The 19,821-nt window shown below is 64.1% G+C and carries 19 protein-coding genes and 1 pseudogene; 16 read left to right on the forward strand and 4 right to left on the reverse strand.

Translation table 11 applies throughout. The annotated features are described in order from the left end of the window. Positions 1–6 precede the first annotated feature (6 nt). The 3 genes from G7076_RS09720 to tilS all read left to right on the forward strand — a co-directional run bounded on the left by G7076_RS09720 (position 7) and on the right by tilS (position 2,768). Complete coding sequence (locus G7076_RS09720; protein ID WP_166202391.1) at positions 7–819, forward strand: RodZ domain-containing protein; 813 nt, start codon at positions 7–9, stop codon at positions 817–819. A gap of 72 nt (positions 820–891) precedes the next feature. Next, positions 892–1,788, forward strand: a complete 897-nt coding sequence (locus G7076_RS09725; RefSeq protein ID WP_166202393.1) for a tetratricopeptide repeat protein — start codon at positions 892–894, stop codon at positions 1,786–1,788. Between the two features lie 17 nt (positions 1,789–1,805). Next, on the forward strand, positions 1,806–2,768 hold the full coding sequence (gene tilS, locus G7076_RS09730; RefSeq protein WP_166202395.1) for a tRNA lysidine(34) synthetase TilS: 963 nt from the start codon (positions 1,806–1,808) through the stop codon (positions 2,766–2,768). Here tilS and G7076_RS09735 read toward each other — a convergent pair. Beyond that, positions 2,761–4,364 (reverse strand): annotated as a pseudogene (locus tag G7076_RS09735) (alpha-D-glucose phosphate-specific phosphoglucomutase). The gene tilS and the pseudogene G7076_RS09735 sit on opposite strands and share 8 nt — an antisense overlap. Positions 4,365–4,484: 120 nt before the next feature. On the opposite strand from G7076_RS09735, the gene ftsH reads away from it, so the two are divergent. Together ftsH and G7076_RS09745 are read left to right on the forward strand one after the other, a co-directional pair. Further along, the gene (gene ftsH / locus G7076_RS09740) at positions 4,485–6,431 is read left to right on the forward strand and encodes an ATP-dependent zinc metalloprotease FtsH (RefSeq protein WP_166202397.1); all 1,947 of its coding nucleotides are present in this window, start codon (positions 4,485–4,487) and stop codon (positions 6,429–6,431) included. Between the two features lie 60 nt (positions 6,432–6,491). Then, positions 6,492–6,869 (forward strand): hypothetical protein, encoded by a 378-nt coding sequence (locus tag G7076_RS09745; protein WP_166202399.1) that lies wholly within the window; start codon positions 6,492–6,494, stop codon positions 6,867–6,869. Here the strand turns inward: G7076_RS09745 and G7076_RS09750 are convergent, their stop codons facing one another. Both G7076_RS09750 and G7076_RS09755 read right to left on the reverse strand, forming a co-directional pair. Next, positions 6,870–7,502 carry a hypothetical protein gene (locus G7076_RS09750; RefSeq protein WP_166202401.1) on the reverse strand — a complete coding sequence of 211 codons (633 nt, stop codon included), beginning with the start codon at positions 7,500–7,502 and terminating at the stop codon, positions 6,870–6,872. Beyond that, on the reverse strand, positions 7,499–7,915 hold the full coding sequence (locus G7076_RS09755) for a DUF3667 domain-containing protein (protein WP_166202403.1): 417 nt from the start codon (positions 7,913–7,915) through the stop codon (positions 7,499–7,501). Before G7076_RS09755 ends, G7076_RS09750 begins: the two co-directional genes overlap by 4 nt. Positions 7,916–7,973: 58 nt before the next feature. On the opposite strand from G7076_RS09755, the gene G7076_RS09760 reads away from it, so the two are divergent. The 11 genes from G7076_RS09760 to G7076_RS09810 all read left to right on the forward strand — a co-directional run bounded on the left by G7076_RS09760 (position 7,974) and on the right by G7076_RS09810 (position 17,714). Then, the gene (locus G7076_RS09760) at positions 7,974–8,612 is read left to right on the forward strand and encodes a nicotinate-nucleotide adenylyltransferase (protein WP_166202405.1); all 639 of its coding nucleotides are present in this window, start codon (positions 7,974–7,976) and stop codon (positions 8,610–8,612) included. A 55-nt stretch (positions 8,613–8,667) separates the two neighbouring features. Continuing rightward, positions 8,668–8,994 (forward strand): ribosome silencing factor, encoded by a 327-nt coding sequence (gene rsfS / locus G7076_RS09765; RefSeq protein ID WP_166203561.1) that lies wholly within the window; start codon positions 8,668–8,670, stop codon positions 8,992–8,994. A gap of 7 nt (positions 8,995–9,001) precedes the next feature. Further along, positions 9,002–9,424 carry a 23S rRNA (pseudouridine(1915)-N(3))-methyltransferase RlmH gene (locus tag G7076_RS09770; protein ID WP_166202407.1) on the forward strand — a complete coding sequence of 141 codons (423 nt, stop codon included), beginning with the start codon at positions 9,002–9,004 and terminating at the stop codon, positions 9,422–9,424. A gap of 96 nt (positions 9,425–9,520) precedes the next feature. Further along, positions 9,521–10,603 carry a M23 family metallopeptidase gene (locus tag G7076_RS09775; protein WP_166202409.1) on the forward strand — a complete coding sequence of 361 codons (1,083 nt, stop codon included), beginning with the start codon at positions 9,521–9,523 and terminating at the stop codon, positions 10,601–10,603. A 31-nt stretch (positions 10,604–10,634) separates the two neighbouring features. Continuing rightward, positions 10,635–11,975, forward strand: coding sequence for a S41 family peptidase (locus G7076_RS09780; RefSeq protein ID WP_240913776.1), 1,341 nt, complete (start codon positions 10,635–10,637; stop codon positions 11,973–11,975). Between the two features lie 10 nt (positions 11,976–11,985). After that, positions 11,986–12,483 (forward strand): disulfide bond formation protein B, encoded by a 498-nt coding sequence (locus tag G7076_RS09785; RefSeq protein WP_166202411.1) that lies wholly within the window; start codon positions 11,986–11,988, stop codon positions 12,481–12,483. A gap of 44 nt (positions 12,484–12,527) precedes the next feature. After that, on the forward strand, positions 12,528–13,019 hold the full coding sequence (locus G7076_RS09790; protein WP_166203564.1) for a demethoxyubiquinone hydroxylase family protein: 492 nt from the start codon (positions 12,528–12,530) through the stop codon (positions 13,017–13,019). Positions 13,020–13,070: 51 nt separating this feature from the next. Then, a complete protein-coding gene (locus tag G7076_RS09795; RefSeq protein WP_166202412.1) occupies positions 13,071–13,472 on the forward strand; it encodes a hypothetical protein in 402 nt (133 codons plus the stop codon). A 44-nt stretch (positions 13,473–13,516) separates the two neighbouring features. Next, entirely contained in the window at positions 13,517–14,920 is a 1,404-nt protein-coding gene (locus tag G7076_RS09800; protein WP_166202414.1) for a peptide MFS transporter, read from the forward strand. A 70-nt stretch (positions 14,921–14,990) separates the two neighbouring features. After that, positions 14,991–16,235, forward strand: coding sequence for a putative DNA modification/repair radical SAM protein (locus G7076_RS09805; RefSeq protein WP_166202416.1), 1,245 nt, complete (start codon positions 14,991–14,993; stop codon positions 16,233–16,235). A gap of 21 nt (positions 16,236–16,256) precedes the next feature. After that, positions 16,257–17,714 carry a UdgX family uracil-DNA binding protein gene (locus G7076_RS09810; protein ID WP_166202418.1) on the forward strand — a complete coding sequence of 486 codons (1,458 nt, stop codon included), beginning with the start codon at positions 16,257–16,259 and terminating at the stop codon, positions 17,712–17,714. A gap of 1 nt (position 17,715) precedes the next feature. Here the strand turns inward: G7076_RS09810 and G7076_RS09815 are convergent, their stop codons facing one another. Beyond that, entirely contained in the window at positions 17,716–19,809 is a 2,094-nt protein-coding gene (locus tag G7076_RS09815) for a TonB-dependent siderophore receptor (RefSeq protein ID WP_166202421.1), read from the reverse strand. Between the last annotated feature and the right edge of the window lie 12 nt (positions 19,810–19,821).

Consider the following 19,821-nt stretch of genomic DNA (forward strand, 5'->3'; position numbering starts at 1 on the left):
GTGACGATGGACGACAGCGATTTTGTCCAGGAAGAAACGGCAATGACCGTCGGCCAGCGTCTGCGCGCCGCGCGCGAGGCAGCAGGAATGACGCTGGAGGAGGTCGCCACCACCACCCGCATTCCGACCCGGCACCTGGAAAGCCTTGAGAATAGCGACTTCCAGCGGCTTCCTGCCCCCACCTACACCATCGGATTCGCGAAGAATTACGCCCAGGCGGTCGGTCTCGACCGGCGCGAAATCGCCGACCAGCTTCGGGGCGAAGTCGGTGGATTGCGGCCGGCGTCGTATCAACTCGACACCTTCGAACCGGCCGATCCGGCCCGCGCCTTCCCGAAGTGGCTGCTGTTCGCGGTCATTGCCGGGATCGTGATCGTGATCGCGGGCTTCAGCTGGCTTCGCTCACGCGAATATTCCGAGGATGCGCCGGTCACCACAGAGGAAACCGCGGCCAGCACCAGTGCACCGACGCAAGCTGCCGCCGCCGCCGCGCCAGCCCCCGCCGCGGCGCAGGGACCGGTCTTGCTGACCGCGAACGAGGAAGTCTGGCTTCAGGTCAAGGATGGCGGAACGACACTGAAGGAAGGTATTTTGCAGGCCGGACAGAGCTTCGAGGTTCCCGCGTCAGCCACCGCCCCGGTGCTAACGACCGGAAAGCCCGAGGCGCTTCGAATTTCGGTTGGAACCGCCGACGCTCCGCCGGTCGGCCCGGCCGCCACGACGGTCAGCAATGTCAGCCTTCTCGCCAAGGACCTGATGGCCGCGCGTCCAACGACAGGTCAGGTTCCTCCGGCGATAGGCACGCCGCCCGCCCGCTAACGTTCAGCGCCAGTCAAGCCGCGCCAAGCAACTTTTCTTCCGCCAAGATTATCCAAGTGACCAGGGACCATCATGCGACTTCGTAACCTCGTGTTCGCCGCCACGCTTTGCGCCACCGCCCTCACTCCGGCCTATTCCCAGCGCCGCGAGCCGACTCCCGAGCAACGGATCGACCGGCTGGAACGCGGACTGCGGCAGGTGCAAGACCGGGTGTATGGCCGTAACCGTCCCGCGGACACGGCCGGGTTCGTCGACGACCCCGCCGTCACGCAGTCGGGTCTCGCGATGATCACTTCGCGCCTCGATTCGATTGAGCAGCAGATGAATGCGATCGTTCGCACCAGCGAAGAGAACAGCAACCGCGTCTCGACCCTCGAGGCGGAGCTTGCGCGGATGCGGGCCGAATTGCAGCGGCGGTCGGCTGCGGAAGAGCGACCGGCAGCGCCCGTGGACGAAGCGTCGATCACCGACCCTGCCCGCCCCGACGACGAGCCGCCCACGCCTTCCCGCCCCCGCGTCGAGTCTCGTGGCAACGACAGCACACCAAAATCGGCGCGTCCCGGCGATGCCGACTTCGCGGCAGCCGGCGAGGAAGCCTATGACCGCGGTTATCAGTTGTGGACCCAGAAGCGTTACGACCAGGCGATTACGGCTCTTCGCGCCATGGCCTCGTCGTTCCCCGGACACCGCCGGGTCAGCTGGGCAAACAATCTTGTCGGACGGGCGATGCTCGACAAGGGCGAATATCGCGCAGCGGCCGAGGCGTTGCTCGCGAACTATCGCTCCGACCCGCAAGGGGAACGCGCCGCGGACAGCCTCTATTATCTCGGTCAGGCCAGCTTCAAGCTTCGCCAGCCGGAACAGGCCTGCAAGGCCTATGCGGAGCTGGAGAATGTCTATGGACAGTCGCTTCGCTCCGAGCTTCGGCGCCTGCTCCCTGCTGCAAAAACCGAGGCGAAATGCCGCTGATTTGGTAAGGGTGGGGCATGGACCCCTCCCTGCGCCCGGAAGATAAGTTTCAAAAGCGCTTCGCGGCGGAGCTCGATGAGCTTGTCGAGCCCGATGAGCGAACGGGCGTAGCCGTTTCCGGCGGTCCCGACAGTGTCGCCCTCCTGCTGCTTGCGGCCGCGACCAGGCCGGGCCAGATCCAGGCAGCGACGATCGATCACCAGCTAAGGCCGGAAAGCGCCGCAGAAGCCCGTTTCGTCGCCAGCCTGTGCAAGCGGCTGGGCGTACCGCACGCGACACTGGCCGTCGACATCTCGCCCGGCGCGAGTTTGCAGGCGCGGGCACGAAATGCCCGCTATCGGGCGCTGGCCGACTGGGCGAACGAAGAATCGCTAGCCGCCATCGCGACCGCGCACCACGCCGACGACCAGGCCGAGACATTGTTGATGCGGCTTGCGCGTGGAGCCGGCCTGTCGGGCCTGGCCGCGACGCGGCGGATCCGGCAGCTGGACCGCGATGTGATGCTCGTCCGGCCCCTGCTCTCCTGGCGCCGGGCCGAATTGGCCGGGATCGTTCGCGCGGCGAACATCCAGCCGATCGACGATCCGACAAATCGCGATCCACGACATGACAGGAGCCGCTTTCGCGGTCTGGTCGAACGTTCCGACTGGGCGGAAGCCGACCGGCTGGCATCGTCAGCGCTGTGGTTGGCAGAGGCCGAGGAAGCGATCGAGTGGAGTGTCGATCGGTTGGCCGGTGAGCGGCTTACGGTGTTCGGCGATACAATCGGGATCGATCCCGCCGCCCTTCCGCGAGAGCTCCAGCGGCGCTTGCTGCTGATAGCGTTCGACCGGTTCGAGGTGCCGCGGCCGCGCGGGCCCCAGCTTGAACGGGCAATGCGATCTCTCGGCGAAGGTGGGACCGCGTCCCTATCGGGATTGAAGCTCGTCGGCGGGACGACGTGGCAAGTCTCGCGGGCTCCCGCGCGAAAACCTAGGTAACGAGGTCAGGCGCGGTGCGCTCGCAATGGAATGCGATCCTGGCGATGCCGGCCGCGATCGTGGCAAGCGGTGCGAGCATCTCTTCAACTTGCTCGTCGAGCCGGCCGCCGGGTGGCTCATAGCGCTCCAGGTAAATTCGCAGAGTCGCACCTTCGGTGCCGGTGCCCGACAGGCGATAGACGATCCGCGAGCCGTCTTCGAAGCGGAAGATGATACCCTGGTTGGCGCTCTCCGATCCATCGACCGGGTCGCGATAGGCGAATTGCACGCCATGAGCCCCGCGCACGCTGTCCAGCGACTCCGCCAGCTCGGCCATCAGCCTGCCCGCGGCGCCTGCATCGATTCCCTCATAGTCGTGTCGCGCGTAGTAATTGCGGCCGTAAGTCGCCCAATGGTCGCGGGCGATCGCATTGATGGACTGGCGGCGCTCGGCAAGCACGTTGAGCCACAGTAGTATGGCCCACAGCCCGTCCTTCTCCCGGACATGGTCGGAGCCCGTGCCGGCGCTTTCCTCCCCGCAGATGGTGACGAGCCCGGCGTCGAGAAGGTTGCCGAAGAATTTCCATCCGGTCGGAGTTTCGAACATTCCGATGCCGAGCTTTTCCGCGACGCGGTCGGCAGCTGTGCTGGTCGGCATCGAACGGGCAATCCCCTTGATCCCGCCGCGATAACCGGGCGCAAGATGGGCGTTGGCGGCGAGCATCGCCAGGGAATCCGAAGGGTTGATAAAGCGGTGCCGGCCGATGATCAGGTTGCGGTCGCCATCGCCGTCGCTGGCCGCGCCCAGGTCCGGCGCATTTTCGCTGAACATCAATTCCGCCAGCGCTTCGGCATGGACAATATTGGGGTCGGGATGGCCGCCGCCGAAATCTTCCTTCGGAACGCCGCGCCGCACCGTGCCGTCGGGGAAGCCCAGCCGCCGCTCGAATATCTCGGTGGCGTAGGGCCCGGTTACGGCGTTCATCGCGTCGAATACGAACGTGCCCCCTCCTCCCGCCAGCGGCGGATGGCGGAGAAGTTGAACAGTGACTCCATGAGATCGGCATAGTCGGCGACCGGATCGATCACCTCCACCATCATGTCGCCAACACGGCATTCCCCGATCCGATCAAGGTCGACATCCGGCGCATCGACCTTCAGCCAGCGGTCGATGACCAGGCTTCGCTGGTAGACTGCTTCCGTCACGCTCTCAGGAGCCGGTCCGCCGCTTGATACGTTATACTTGATGCCGAAGTCCGCATCGGGTCCGCCGGGGTTGTGGCTGGCCGACAGGATCAATCCGCCTGATGCGCCATATTTGCGAATGAGATGGCTCGCCGCGGGCGTGGAGAGAATGCCGGCTCTTCCGACAAGCGCCTTCAAAAAGCCGTTGGCGGCCGCAATGCGCAGCGCCTGCTGGATGACCGCGCGGTTATGGAAACGTCCGTCGCCGCCGAGAATGAGGGTCGCACCGGCGCCCGGCGGCATGACGTCGAAGATCGATTGCAGGAAGTTTTCCGCATAATTGGCCTGCTGGAAGACCCGGGTCTTCTTGCGCAGGCCTGACGTACCCGGCTTCTGCCCTTCAAATGGCGTCGACTGCACTTCGCGGATCATGATTTCCCCTCAGAGATATCCCCTGCCAAGGGCGGAATTGAAAAGCCAGCGTCCCGTTCCATTGTTATTAAGCCGCGAGGGCTTATTTTAGCGGCGCTTAGGAATGAGAACGGATTGGGCATGAACGAGAAGAAGCCGAGCAACCCCTGGACGAAGTCGCTGCTTATCTGGATGGCGATCCTTCTGGGCCTGGTGCTGTTCGTCCAGTCCTTTGGTGGAGCACGCGAGCCAGCGGGTTCCGCAATGACCTATTCGGAGTTCGTAGGACAGGTCAACGAAGGCAACGTCCAGAGCGTCACCGTTTCCCGCTCAACCAATGGCGACGCCGCGATCAGCGGCAAGCTGGACGACGGCAAGACCTTTAAGACCATCGCTCCGGCCGATGCGCAGGTTACCCCGCTCCTCGTTCAGAAGGGCGTCGCCGTTCAGGTGCAGGCCGAGGAAGGCGCCAGCATCTGGATGCTGCTCCTCTATAACTCGCTGCCATTCATACTGATGATCGGCATCGCTATCTTCATCATGCGCCAGATGCAGAAAAATGCCGGCGGCGGAGCCATGGGCTTTGGCAAGAGCCGCGCCCGCATGCTGACCGAAAAGCAGGGCAAGGTCACTTTCGCCGACGTCGCCGGGATCGACGAAGCCCGCGAAGAGCTTCAGGAAATTGTCGAATATCTGAAGGACCCAGGCAAGTTCGCCCGCCTTGGCGGCAAGATTCCGAAGGGCGCGCTGCTGGTCGGCAGCCCCGGCACCGGCAAGACACTTCTCGCCCGCGCCATTGCGGGTGAGGCTGGGGTCCCCTTCTTCACCATCTCAGGCTCCGATTTCGTCGAGATGTTCGTCGGTGTCGGCGCAAGCCGCGTCCGCGACATGTTCGACCAGGCCAAGAAATCGGCGCCGTGCATCGTCTTCATCGACGAAATCGACGCGGTCGGCCGCCATCGCGGAGCGGGCCTCGGCAACGGCAATGACGAGCGTGAGCAGACCCTTAATCAGCTGCTGGTCGAGATGGACGGCTTCGAGGCCAATGAAGGCATCATCATCATCGCCGCCACCAACCGTCCGGACGTGCTCGACCCCGCGCTTCTGCGACCGGGCCGCTTCGATCGCCAGGTCGTGGTGCCCCGCCCCGACATCGATGGCCGAGAGCAGATTCTCTACGTCCACATGAAGAAGGTGCCGCTGGCGCCCGACGTGGACGCCCGGGTCATCGCCCGCGGCACCCCCGGATTCTCCGGTGCGGACCTCGCTAACCTTGTCAACGAGGCTGCACTTCTCGCCGCCCGCAAGGGCAAGCGGCTCGTCGCGATGCAGGAGTTCGAGGAAGCCAAGGACAAGGTGCTGATGGGCACCGAACGCAAGTCCATGGTCATGACCGAGGACGAGAAGAAGATGACCGCCTACCACGAGGCTGGTCACGCCATCGTTGCGCTTCACGAGCCGGCAAGCGACCCCATCCATAAGGCGACGATCATCCCGCGCGGTCGCGCGCTGGGCATGGTCATGCGCCTGCCCGAGCGCGACAGCTACAGCTATCACCGCGACAAGATGTACGCGAACCTGGCAGTCGCCATGGGCGGCCGCGTCGCCGAGGAAGTCATCTTCGGCTACGACAAGGTTAGCTCGGGCGCCTCGAGTGACATCAGCTACGCCACCGGCCTTGCCCGCGACATGGTGACGCGCTGGGGAATGTCCGACGCGCTTGGTCCGCTGCAATATGCCGAGGCGGACGAGGAAGTGTTCCTGGGCTATTCGGTCAATCGCCAGAAGAACATGTCGAACGAAACCGCGCAGGCGATCGATAAGGAAATCCGGCGGATCGTCGAGACGGGCTACGAGCGCGCCAAGACGCTTTTGGAAGAAAACCGCCAGGAGCTGGAGACGCTCGCCCAGGCGTTACTTGAATATGAGACGCTGAGCGGCGACGAGATCCGGATCGTGCTTGAAGGCGGAACTATCGATCGCGGCGGAACGTCCGCCCCTTCGATCCCGGCTGCGGGCACCTCGATCCCCAAGGCGAAGCGTGCGAAGCGCGGCGGCATCGGTGGACCTGCGCAAGCGGGCGCTTGACACCAGCCGCCAGCTTCCTTCTTCATCTGCCTCCCAATGCGTCCCGAGGGAGGAATTTGAATGCGCCTGTTGTTGGGCGCCGTCCTGTTGGCGGTTCCGGCCTCGGCCTTTGCGCAAAATATGAACGCGGACGAATTTCATCGCCGCGCCATCGCGCTTCAGAAGAAAGGCAGCCGGGCACTTCTTGCGATCGGTGAGATACGCGCCCTGACCAAGGAAGCGCGGGGGGCCGGCGAAACCGTCCGTGCCCACCGAATTGCCGCTGAAAAGGCCGGCCAGACCCCGCGCTATTGTCCGCCCAAGGGCTCGCCGAGAATGGGATCGGAGGAATTCCTGAAGCGGCTGTCAGCCATTCCGCAGGATGAGCGGGCAAAGATCAACATGCTGGAGGCCATGAACCGCATCCTGGCAGTCAAATTCCCCTGCAAGACGGTCTGATCACTCGAATAGGCCCATCGCCACCATCAGCGCTGAAAACAGCACGAGCACGATGAACGCGAATATTAGCAGCAATATCGTCCTGAGCAGCGCGCTAAGCCGCGACAGGTTATAGGCGCCTTTCAGCTGGCGATAGATGTGAAACGGCGGGACGAAGAAAAGAAAGCCCGCCACCCCCGAATAGCCGGCAGCAACGAGCAACCCACCAAGGATGGCCAGTCCCATCATGAACGATAGCGAGTAGGTGACGAACACCGCGTGGTCGTAAAGGTGATATTTGCGGCTGAACGGGAACAGCAGCCACATGAACGGCAAGGAAAGCGGGATGAGAGCCCAGCTGTATTTCGACGCTGCATCCTGGACCTTGAAGACAGCCATTTCGGGGTCGGCCTGCGCATTGGCGACAATTCCCCGGACCCAGGCCGGGGCATCCCCCTCCTCCAACCCGCCGTTCTCGATGATAACTCCTGATTGAACTTTCTCGAGTTCGGCAATGTCCTTCTTTTTCTTCAAGATCCGGTTGTCGAGGTTTGTCGTGTCCTCGCTCTTGGCAACTGCCTCTTCGCGATCCGCCTGGAGCTTGACGAGATCCTTTTTCTCTTCCTCCACTGCGGTTGCGACCTCGGCTTTCACCCCTCGGTGCTGGGTGCGATCCCGCCGTTGAGGTTGAGAACCGCGAACATCGCGAAGACGCTGAACAGGTAGAGCGCGACAGGAGAGATGTAGCGCGCGCGTTCGCCTTCGACATAGCGTCTCGTCAAATCCCCCGGGCACCAGGCAAGCATCGGCATCGTCCGCCAGATCTTGCCTTCGAAATTGAACAGCCCGGCGACGAAGTCGCCGCCGAACGCGCGAAGCGACCGATGGAGGTGCGCCTTCTGGCCGCAAGCCGAGCAATAGGGTCCGGTGAGCGATACACCGCAGTTGAGGCAGGCGCGTTCGTGGGTGTGGCCGTCGTCAGGGCCGGCCTCGCCCGCCTGCGGCTCGACCGCGCGCGCGGCCATCGCGCCCGTCACGACTTCGCCAAAACTGTCGGCACCCGTCATATTCACCCCCATCGCCATATTAGGCGCGGCGTTCCGCTCATGCTAGCGGGTCGAGGGCATGGCGCGCATCGGACTCCTCGGCGGCTCCTTCAATCCCGCCCATCGCGGGCATCGGCGGGCGAGCCTCGCGGCCATGCGGGCGCTAGATCTGGACGAGGTGTGGTGGCTTGTGTCGCCGGGCAACCCCCTGAAGCCGGCCAAGGGCATGGCGGACTATGAGGCGCGTCTGCGATCCGCGATGGCTATTGCCCGCCGCTCCACGATCCGGGTCAGCGATTTCGAGCGCCAGGCTGGGACGCGCTACTCGGTAGATACGGTCGCGGCGATCCTCAAGTACTATCCGCAGCATCGGTTCATCTGGTTGATGGGCGAGGACACTGTGGCGCAATTTCACCAGTGGAAGGACTGGCGGAGGCTGGCTTCAATGCTGCCGATTGCCGTTGTTTCCCGCCCGGGTTATGATGACGAGGCCCGCGCGGCGCGCGCGATGGGCTGGCTCCGGTGGTTCGTCCGCCCCCGGGCCAAGGCAAAAGAATGGACGGCGTGGAGTGCACCGGCGATTACTTTCCTTCGCCTGCCACCCGATCCGACATCGGCCACCCGTCTTCGCGCACGCAACCCCCAATGGCATCGCCGGTTCTTGAAAGGCGAACACGTTGGCGACCACAAGCAGAGGAGCACTCTTGGCCGACCCTAAATCCAGCGCGAAAGCCGCAAATCCGGCTGACGTCGAGGAATTACACAAGCTGGTGATGCAGTCCCTGGACGATGACCAGGCGCTGGAAGTGGTTTCGATCCCACTCGCCGGCAAGTCGTCGATCGCGGACCACATGGTCATCGCGTCCGGCCGCTCATCCCGGCAAGTGGCCTCCATGGCCGCGAAACTGGCCGACAAGATCAAGCAGCAGTTCGGCAAGATCGCGCGCGTCGAAGGGCTTCCGGTCGCCGACTGGGTGCTTATCGACGCGGACGACGTGATCGTGCACCTGTTCCGGCCCGAGGTGCGCACCTTCTACAATCTGGAGCGGATGTGGGCGTTTGGCGACGAGCCGGCAAAGGCCGCCGGAACAGGCGCCTGAGCGGCGCTTGCTCTTACACATCATTGCTCGCGGCAAGATCGGCCGCTCGCCCGAGGCGGAACTGGTCGAACGATATCTCAAGCGAATCGCCTGGCCGGTCCGGGTCAGCGAGCTTCCCGACCGTGGCGGTAACCTGCCTCAGCCGGCAACCAATGCCGTCACGGTCGTGCTCGACGAACGCGGCGAGGCCTTGTCCTCAAGCGACTTCGCGAAAAGACTTGAGAATTGGCGGGACACCGGTCGGCGCGAGGCGCGGTTTGTGATCGGCGCAGCCGACGGTCACAACCCGGCAATGAGGGAAGAAGCCGACCTCTTGCTCTCGTTCGGCCCGGCCACCTGGCCGCACATGATGGCGCGGGCTATGCTTGCCGAACAACTGTTTCGCGCGACCTCGATCCTCGCCAATCACCCCTATCACCGGGAGGGCTGAGGCAATGCCGCGAATGGCCCTCCTTTTCGTGTTGGCAGCGTTGGCCGCGGCTGCCTCGGACGCGGCGCAAGCGCCAGCGGGGGCAATGCGCTGGAAGTGGCCCGGGCGGAATGGCAAGCCGCCGAGCGGGAGACTAGGCGCCTCGAAGCGGCATCAGGGCGCGCAGCCAGCGAAGCTTCGAAGCTAGCCCTCGAACGCCAGGCCGCCGCGTCCGCGGTCGCCGCCGCCGAAGCGCGGATCAGCGCGGCTTCCGAGGAGCTCAGTCTGCGCCGGAGAGCAGTTGATGAAGCGCGCGGCCGTCTCGCCGAAGAACAGCGGCCGGTCGCGGCCCTGGTAGCCGGGCTCATCAACCTCGAACGGCGGCCGCCTCTCCTGACCCTCGCCGGCGGCGGCTCCGTCGACGAGCTGGTGCGCGCCCGGGCACTGCTTGCCGGGACCCTTCCCTATGTTCGGGCGCGGAGCCGGTCGCTGTCGGCCGAACTCGCCAGCGCGCGCCGGCTGGAGGCCGAAGCGCTAAAGGTCGCCGCCTCCGTCAGCGAAGCACGCGTCGAGCTGGCCCGACGCCAGGAACGGTTCGCGGCACTTGAGAAGCGCGCCCTCGATCGTTCGTCCGAGCTTGGCCAAGCGGCCCTCTTCGCGGGCGATGAGGCCATAGTCGCCGGAGCCGGCTTCGAGCAGCTCGGCCGCCAGGAAAGCGAACGTTTGAGTGCCGCGCGAAACGCGGCATTGCTGGCAAAGCTGCCGGCCGCAACGCCACGACCATTCGCCGTGCAGGGGCGGCGGATCGGCGAGACGTTCCCATATGTCCTGCCTGCAACCGCAGCGGTGATCGACGGACATGGTGCCGTCAGCGCGACGGGCATCCGATCCCGAGGGATCCGGCTCGCCACCCGGCGTGGATCGCCGGTCGTCATGCCCGCCGCCGGGACAATCGCCTTCGCGGGACCCTATCGGCGTTACGATGGCGTGGTGATCATAGACCATGGCAACGGGTGGATGACGATGCTGCTCGACGTCCGTACGGAAGCGAGGAAGGGCGACCGCCTGGAAACCGGAGCCCCGCTAGGCATTGCCTTGGGCGAAATGGCCGTCGAACTGTCTCATCAGGGGAATTTCGTCTCCCCTGCCGAAATGGCCGCGCGAAGCCGGTCACTGTCCATTCAGGCGCAGCGGCGTTAGGATGCGGCAACATTCAGCGAGGAATCGAACGATGAAGTATCTCGCCAGGCTGGGTCCGCCTCTCGCGGTGGTCGCTGCATTGACCATGATTCCGATGACCACGAGTACGCTCGCGGCGTCGGAAGCGGACACGATGAAGGAACTCGATACCTTCATGGACGTGTTCAATCAGGTCCGCGCCTCTTACGTCGACCCGGTCGACGACCATACCCTGATCAAGGGCGCGATCGACGGGATGCTGGCCGCGCTCGATCCGCACAGTTCCTACGTCGAGGGAAGCGATTACACGCAGCTTCGAACGACCACGGACGGAAATTACAGCGGGCTCGGCCTGTCGGTCACGATGGAAGACGGCGCGGTCAAGGTCATCACGCCGACCGAGGACACGCCCGCTGATCGCGCAGGGATCAAGGCCGGCGATTACATTACCCATCTTGACGGCCAGCTGCTCTACGGCCTCGACCTCGACGAAGCGGTCGAAAAGATGCGCGGTCCCGCCGGCACGCGCACGACCGTGACGATCGTCCGCCCGGGCCGCGACAAGCCGTTCGACGTGACCCTCGTCCGTGCCAAGGTCGAACTTCGCCCGGTTAAATGGGAGGTCAAGGACGGCGTCGGCATCGTCAACATCAACACCTTCAGCGGCAACACCGGCGCGGCAGTGGAATCTGCGCTGACTTCGATCGACAAGGCGACCGGGGGCAAGCCACTCGGCTACGTCATCGATCTTCGCTCGAACCCCGGTGGGCTTCTCAACGAAGCGGTGCGCGTCAGCGACGCCTTCCTCGAGCGCGGCGAAATTGTTTCAGAGCGCGGGCGAGAGAAGCGCGACGTCCAGAGCTGGAGCGCAAAGCCCGGCGACATGGCGCACGGCCTTCCGGTCATCGTTCTGGTCGATGTCGGCAGCGCCTCGGCCGCGGAAATAGTCGCGGGCGCGCTTCAGGATCACCGCCGGGCGATCGTCATGGGCGAGCGCAGCTTCGGCAAGGGATCGGTCCAGGGCGTTTCCGAAATCGGCCAAGGGAAAGCGCTTCGCCTGACCATCGCCCGCTACTACACCCCGTCGGGCAAGTCGGTTCAGGCCGGCGGTATCGACCCGGACATCCTAGTGCCGCAGCTCAGCGACCCGGACTACAAGGACCGCAAGGTCGTCCGCGAGGCCGATCTTCGCCGCCACTTGGTGAGCCAGGAGTCGGTCAAGGACGACATCCTGGAGAAGGATAACAATCCCGATCCGCGATTCACGGCGACCCCTGAGGAGCTGAAGAAGAAGGGAGTCGAGGACTTCCAGCTCGATTATGCGATCAAGACGCTGAAGCGGCTTAGCGGCGCGAGGGCCGGTACCGCGGCGATCGCGTCGCGATCGCGCTGACCGCGCTGTAATGGCCACTGCAAGCCTTGATCAGCCAGCGTCGGGATCGCCGGCCGCAGCGGCGCGGATCGTCGCGCTGGCGCTGCCGTCGGCACTGCTCGGTGGCGCGCTGCTTTCGCAATATGTCGGCGGTCTTCACCCGTGCGAGATGTGCTATTGGCAGCGCTGGCCGCACGGGGCCGCGATCGCGCTTGCGGCACTTACGTTCCTGTTCCCTGCGGGCAACCGGAACGCCACGCTGCTGACAATCCTGGCGGCCACCGCGGTCGCGATTTCGGGCGCGATCGGCGTGTTTCACGCCGGGGTCGAATATGGCTGGTGGGAGGGTCTGACCACCTGCACGGCCAGCGGTGGCTTGTCGCTCGACGAACTGATGAACGTCCCGCTGGTCCGCTGCGACGAGGTGCAATGGTCGCTAGCGGGAATATCCATGGCCGGGTTCAATGCGATTTTTTCTCTCGGAGGAGCGGCGTTGATCCTCGCCCTGCTGAAAAGGGCACGGGCGTGATTTCGGCCTGGAAACCGGGTGACCGTGCCCCGGACACGGAATCGATGATCCGGGTCGACCAGGCCGGGGAATATGGGGCGATACGAATCTACGCGGGACAGATGGCCGTCCTTCGCAACAAGTCCGCTGTCTCGCACGAAATTGCTCGGATGGCTTCACAGGAGCAGCGGCACCTCGACTACTTCGACCGCTTGATCGCGGAGCGCGGAGTCCGGCCGACGGCGCTTCAACCGATCTGGAACGTCGCCGGGTTCGCGCTCGGCGCAGCGACCGCACTGATCTCCGAAGAGGCTGCAATGGCCTGCACCGACGCGGTGGAGACAGAAATCGACCGGCATTACGGGCAGCAACTGGATGAGCTTGGCGAAAGCGATCCCGAGCTCTCCGCCGATATTACCAGTTTCCGAGCCGAGGAGGTGGAGCATCGCGACACAGCGCGGGCCCATGGCTCGGCCAACGCGCCGGCCTATCCTCTGCTTACCGCGGCAATTCGTGCCGGATGCCGGGTGGCGATTGGATTGTCGAAGCGGATTTGAGGAACCATATGAGCGGTCCGGCCGCTTGGACGTGCTGAAAGGAATCGTGTGATGTCGAAGATCCAGCCATTGATTGGCTCAGCCGCGCTGATGGCCGCGAGCCTGGTCGCGCTTCCGGCGCCGGCCACGGCGCAGAATGCGAAGGTCAGCGAGATCATCGTCTACGGCACCGATCCCTGCCCGCGCTCCACTGACGACGAGATCGTCGTGTGCGCCCGCAAGCCGGAAAGCGAGCGGTTCCGCATTCCTGAGAAGCTTCGCGAGGGCGGCTCGCTCCAGTCGCGCCAGGCCTGGGCCGTTCGCGCACGAACGTTCGAGACCGTGGGCCGAACCGGGATCATGAGCTGCTCGCCGGTCGGACCGGCCGGATATACCGGTTGCGCCGACCAGCTGATCAAGCAGGCGTTCGAGGAACGTCGCGAGCAGGTGGAAGGCGAAACCACGCCGCGCTGATTTAGCGCTTCCCTTGCACGACAGCTTCGCTAGCTTCGGCGCCCATGACCGTCGCCGAAGCAACGCCCGACCTTGAAGTCGAGCCTCACGACCGCTCCTTCCTGGGCCACCCCAAGGGCCTTGGGTACCTCGCTTTTACCGAGGCGTGGGAGCGTTTCTCCTTCTACGGCATGCAGACCTTGCTCGTGCTGTACATGGTCAACGAGCTGCTGCTTCCCGGACACGTCGAGAATATCGCCTTCTTCGACAGCTTCCGCACGCTTTACGGCGGGCTCGAGGGCCAGGCGCTAGCGTCAGCGATTTTCGGCACCTACGCGGCCAGCGTTTACCTGACCCCGATCCTCGGCGGCTTCCTTGCCGACCGGATCCTTGGCAAGCGACGGACCGTGCTTCTGGGTGCGATCACGATGGCCGCCGGACACTTCCTGATGGCCTTCGAAGTGAGCTTCCTCTTCGCACTACTTTGCCTGATTCTCGGCTCTGGCATGTTCAAGGGAAATATCGCCAGCCAGGTCGGCAGCCTCTACAAGCCAGAGGACCTGAGGCGCGCGGATGCCTTCCAGATTTTCTACCTTGGCATCAACGCAGGCGTGATCGCCTCGCCGCTGATCGTCGGAACGCTTGGCGAAAAAGTCGGCTGGCATTGGGGATTCGGTTCGGCCGGAGTCGGCATGCTGATCGCGCTCGCGATCTATATATCCGGACAGAAATATCTGCCGAAGGAGCATTTCGAGCCCGCCAAATCCGGCAAGGAAGCGCCAAAGCCGGCAAGGCTGCAACGTTCCGACTGGCCGGCGCTCATCGCCGTCCTCCTGCTGATCCCCGTGATGGCGGTCGCGATTGTGCCGAACAACCAGATTTTCAACGCGTACCTCGTCTGGGGCGACCGCGACTTCGCACTGACTTGGGGCGGAGAAAGGCTGCCGACGACCTGGCTGGTAACCTTGGATGCCATCGTTTCGGTAAGCTTCCTCGCCGGCGTGGCACTTTTCTATCGTTGGTACGGCAAGCGTTGGAAAGAGCCGGATGAGCTGACCAAGATGATCATCGGCTCGCTCTTTTCCATCGGCGGAATGTTGTGCCTTTACATGGCGGCCGCCACCCAGGGGCCGGGTGAGAAAATCGGCCTTTTCTGGCCGGTCATGTTCCACGTCATCAACTCGATCGGCTTTGCGCATTTGCTGCCGGTCAGCCTGGCATTGTTTGCCCGGCTCGCCCCGGCCGCGATCCATGCGACCGTCATCGGCCTTTATTACCTCGCCTTCTTTGGTGCCAACTCGATGGTCGGCTGGGTGGGCGGGTGGCTCGAGAAAATGCCGATCACGCATTTCTGGCTGATCCACGCCGGCTTCGCTGGGGCGAGCGGCGCAGTCTTTCTTATTTATAAGCTGTTGCTCGCCCCCAAGCTCCTGCACTCCGGACGTAGCGAGGACGTCGCGCTCGCCTGAATTCGCCCCGAAATGAGGCGGTTGGCACGATAATGCTGGACTTGCGCAGTTCAGAACATAATGTGAACGCATGGCCCAGCTGGACACCCGCCAGAAGCTCGCAATTCTCGCCGACGCCGCGAAATATGACGCCAGCTGCGCGTCGTCGGGCACCAGCAAGCGCGACAGCCGCGGCGGCAAGGGCATTGGCTCGACCGAAGGCATGGGCATTTGCCACGCCTACGCCCCGGACGGGCGATGCATTTCGCTGCTGAAGATCCTGCTGACCAACAGCTGCATCTTCGACTGCCATTATTGCATCAATCGCAAAAGCTCGAACGTCCGCCGCGCGCGCTTCACGGTCGAAGAGGTCGTTCACCTCACCCTCGCCTTCTACAAGCGCAATTATATCGAGGGGCTATTTCTTTCCTCGGGGATCATTCGATCCTCCAACTACACGATGGAACAACTGGTCGAGGTTGCGCGCCAGCTTCGCGAGGTTCACGACTTCCGCGGCTACATTCACCTGAAAACGATCCCGGACGCCGATTCCGAGCTGGTTCGCCAGGCGGGCCTTCATGCGGATCGTGTCTCGATCAATGTCGAGCTTCCCACCGAGCGCGGACTGACGACACTGGCGCCGGACAAGAATGGCGCTCGTATTGAGGGCGCGATGCGCGACATGAAAGGTGCGATCGAGGATGGTCGGGATGCGCGGCAAAAGTACAAGAGCGCACCGAGGTTCGCGCCAGCCGGCCAGTCGACCCAGATGATCGTCGGGGCCGACGCAGCAAGCGATGGCGATATCGTCACCCGCGCAAGCCAGCTTTACGACCGTTTCGGCCTCCGTCGCGTCTATTATTCGGCCTTCTCGCCAATCCCTTCACCCTCTGCTGTCCTGCCGTTGAAGCGGCCCCCACTGATGCGCGAGCACCGACTTTATCAGTCCGACTGGCTGATGCGCTTTTACGGCTTCAAGCCGAAGGAGGTCGTCAGCGCGGCGGGCGAGGACGGCATGCTACCGCTCGACATCGACCCGAAACTGGCCTGGGCGCTGAAATTTCGGGACGCCTTTCCGGTCGACGTCAACCGCGCACCGCGCGAACAGTTGCTGCGTATTCCCGGTCTCGGTACCAAAGCCGTCAAGCGGATTCTCCGGTCGCGGCGCTGGCGCAGCCTCACGCTCGACGATGTCGCCCGGCTTACGGTCAGCGTCTCAAAGGTCCGGCCCTTCATCATCACCGCCGACTGGCGGCCGACGTTCCTGACCGACCGCTCGGACCTCAAGGCGCTGGTTGCGCCAAAGGAACAACAGCTCGATTTGTTCGCTGCCTGAGCCATGCTGCGCGAAGGGCCGATGATCGACGCCTACCGGGTCGTGCTGGCTGGGCCGGACGACTTCGACGGCTGGCGCGATGCCGCCCGTGGCCTGGCGGAAGCCGGCGTCCCGACCTCCGCGATCGTCTGGGAAGTCGAAGGCGAGGATGCGGACCTTTTTGCCTCGGGCGCCGCTCCACCCGAGCCGGGCCCAAGCTTCGCCGTCCCACGCGACTTCATCAGCCTCGCGAAGGCCGCGGTCTGCCACCGCGATCCCGAACGCTTCGCCCTGCTCTACGCAATGCTTCTCCGCCTTCGCGATAACCGCAAGGCGATGGAGGACCGCGCCGACCCGCTACTGGACCGGCTCGAGAGAATGGCCAAGGAAGTGCGCCGCGACGCGCACAAGATGCATGCCTTCGTCCGCTTTCGCGAGGTCCTTGATCCGGACGGCGGAACGCGTTTCGTCGCCTGGTTCGAGCCCGACAACCACATCGTCCGCCGCGAGGCAGGTTTCTTCGTCCGCCGCTTCTCCAACATGCGCTGGTCCATCCTGACCCCGGAGCTCAGCATCCATTGGGATGGCGAAACCCTCACCGAAGGACCGGGCGCGACACGGGCCGAGGCGCCCGGCGGCGACCCGGTCGAGGAGACGTGGAAGACATATTACGCCAGCATCTTCAACCCGGCGCGGGTCAAGGTGAAGGCGATGCTGAAGGAGATGCCCAAGAAATATTGGGCCAACATGCCCGAGACCGCGTTGGTGCCATCATTGCTCGCGGGCGCGCAGGCGCGCGAAGCGGCAATGATCGAGATGAGCCGCCAGCACGAAGGGTCTATGCCGAAGCGAATCCTGACTTCTGACCGCGTGCCCGCGTCCGGCGGCGGCGGCAACCTCGCCAAGACATGGGACGCGATCCGCGCCGAGGCGATGAGCTGCACGCGTTGTCACCTCTACAAATGCGCGACCCGAACCGTATTCGGCGAAGGCTCATTGGAGTCGCCGATCCTGTTCGTCGGCGAGCAGCCGGGCGACCAGGAGGATTTGGCCGGACGTCCTTTCGTCGGGCCCGCCGGCGAAGTGTTCAATGCCGCGCTCGAGGAAGCCGGAATCGACCGCGCGCAGACTTACGTCACCAACGCGGTCAAGCATTTCAAGTTCGTCCAGCGCGGCAAAAGGCGAATCCACCAAAGCCCCGACGCCGGGGAGATCAGCGCCTGCCGGTGGTGGATCGAGCAGGAGCGCGACATCATCCGCCCGCCGCTGACCGTCGCGCTCGGCGCGACCGCCGCCCGCAGCCTGTTCGGGAAGGTCATGGCCATCGGCAAGAACCGAGGCGTTCCGCATGAGCTGCCCGACGGAAGCGAAGGATGGATCACCGTCCACCCCAGCTTCCTGCTCCGCCTTCCCGACGAGGCCGCTCGCCGCGAGGAGCGCAAGAAGTTCGTCGAGGACCTGGCGCGGATTCGGAGACGCGCCGACGCGCTCGTCGCCTGATCTACATTCCGAAGCGGAGCGTCAGCTTGGCGCTGCGCGGGCCGCCGGGCGCAATATTGTTGTCGTTGTGCGCGGCCGGGAAATAGTCAGCGTTGAACAGGTTCTCGACGTTTAGCTGGGCGAGGATCTTCGGCGTCACGCGATAGTAGGCCGCCGCATCGAAGCGGGCGTAGCCGGGCAGCTTCACCTGGTTGCTGAGGGAGGCAAAGCTCTTCGTGCGCGCGACCACTCCAAGCCCAAAGGCGAAGGACGGCGTGGCCTGGTATTTGCTCCAGAGCGACGCGCTGTGACGCGGAACGAGCGGCACCTCGCGGCCTTCTGGAGCCGCGGTTGTCGTCTCGATGATTTCCGCCTTCTGCCAGGCATAGCCGGCGGAAACCTGCCAGCGATGGGTAATGCTTCGTTCAAGCCCCAGCTCCAGCCCTCGGCTACGTTGCGCGCCGCTCAGAATCGTTCGTGATGGATCGAGCGGATCGGTTGCCCGGGTATTGGTTCGGTCGAGCTGGTAAATAGCAGCAGTGGCCAGCAGGCCGTCGACCGGCTCCCACTTCGCCCCAATCTCGTAATTGTCGAACCGCTCCGGCTTCAGCGTTTCGCTGGTGACCGTAAGTCCGCCGAACTGGTCCCCGGACTGGGGCAGGTAGGACCGGCTATAGCTGCCGTAAATCGAAAGATTCTCCGCGGGCTTGAGAACGATTCCGAAGCGCGGCGAAACCAAATTGTCGGTACGGCGATATTCGCCCGCGCCGGCCGGGCTGTAGTCGTAAACCGTCAGCTTGAACCGGTCGAAGCGCACACCGGCGACAATCTCGATCCATTCGGCCGGGCGAATCTGGTCCTGCACATATAAGGCCGCGACGGTCGCCCGGCTGCGGTTGTCGGCGTCCGACGCCGCGGGCGCGAAGGTCACGGTCGAATCGGTCGTCGGGTCGCTGAGAGGCACGCGGTTGCTGCCCAGGAACGTGCCGGTGAGCCGGCGATTGCGCGACCATTGCCGGCCAAGCTCGAACCCGGCGAGCAGGGTCTGGTCGATCCCTGCCAGACGCCCTTCCCAAACCAGGTCCGTCTGGCTCAGAAGGTTCTGGCGATCGTTGGTGCTGTTGTAGGCGCCGAGGACGACCTCGTTCGTCGCCTCGTCGAGGTTCGTCGGATAGATATTCTGATAGAATTTGTCGTAATCGCCGTAGACGGTCCGATGGCGAAGCGTGAGGTTGTCGTCGAAGCGGTGCTCAGCCGCGGCGACTAGGCGATGGACGTCTGCCTTGGCGAAACTGTCGTCAGGATCGCCGAAGAAATCGCGGTCTGCGCCCCTGAGCGGCTCATCGATCCGGGCCGGGTCGGTGACCGAGGGGAGGCCGCGATCCGTGGTCCGGCGATCGTGGAAATATTCATAAGACAGATCGATCCGCGATTCCGGACCAACGGAGAAACCGAGCGACGGATTTACCCCGTAGCGCTCGAGGTCGACATGGCGACGGAAGCTGTCGCCGTTCTCGTACAGCGCGTTCACCCGCAGGCCGACGGCGGCACCGATCGGCTGGTCGAAATCGCCGGAGGCTCGAAAGCCGCCGAAGCTGTCGCTGCCAGCCTCGAATGTGCGCGCCGGCGCGAAGGCGGTACGCTTGCTGACCCGGTTGACGATCCCGCCGCCACCGCCGCGCCCGAAAATCATCGCATTCGGGCCCTTGAGGATCTCGACCCGCGACACGTTATAGAAATCGCGGAAGTATTGGACGTCGTCGCGCAGTCCGTCGACGAAGAAATCGGCTGTCGTGTTGTTGCCGCGAAGCGTGATTTGGTCGCGGTTGCTCTCGCCCGTTGCCGGCGACGCACCGGGCACGAAAGTCAGCAACTCCCCGATCGATCGAAGCTGCTGGTCGTCGATCTGCGCCTTGGTGACGATGGTCAGCGCCTGGGGAATGTCCTTGACCGGAGTGGAGGTCTTGGTCGCGCTCGTGATCCGGTCGGCGCCATAGCTCGAGCGCTCGCCCTGGACCACGATAGTGTCATCTTCCGGGGCCGCCACGGCGGTTTCGGCCAACGACGGGGTCGCCACGGCAGCCGCAGACGCGATCAGGAAAAGCCAACGAGTCATTCTTACCCCCAA

This window comes from Sphingomonas sp. HDW15A, from assembly GCF_011301715.1.
GTDB lineage: Bacteria > Pseudomonadota > Alphaproteobacteria > Sphingomonadales > Sphingomonadaceae > Sphingomicrobium.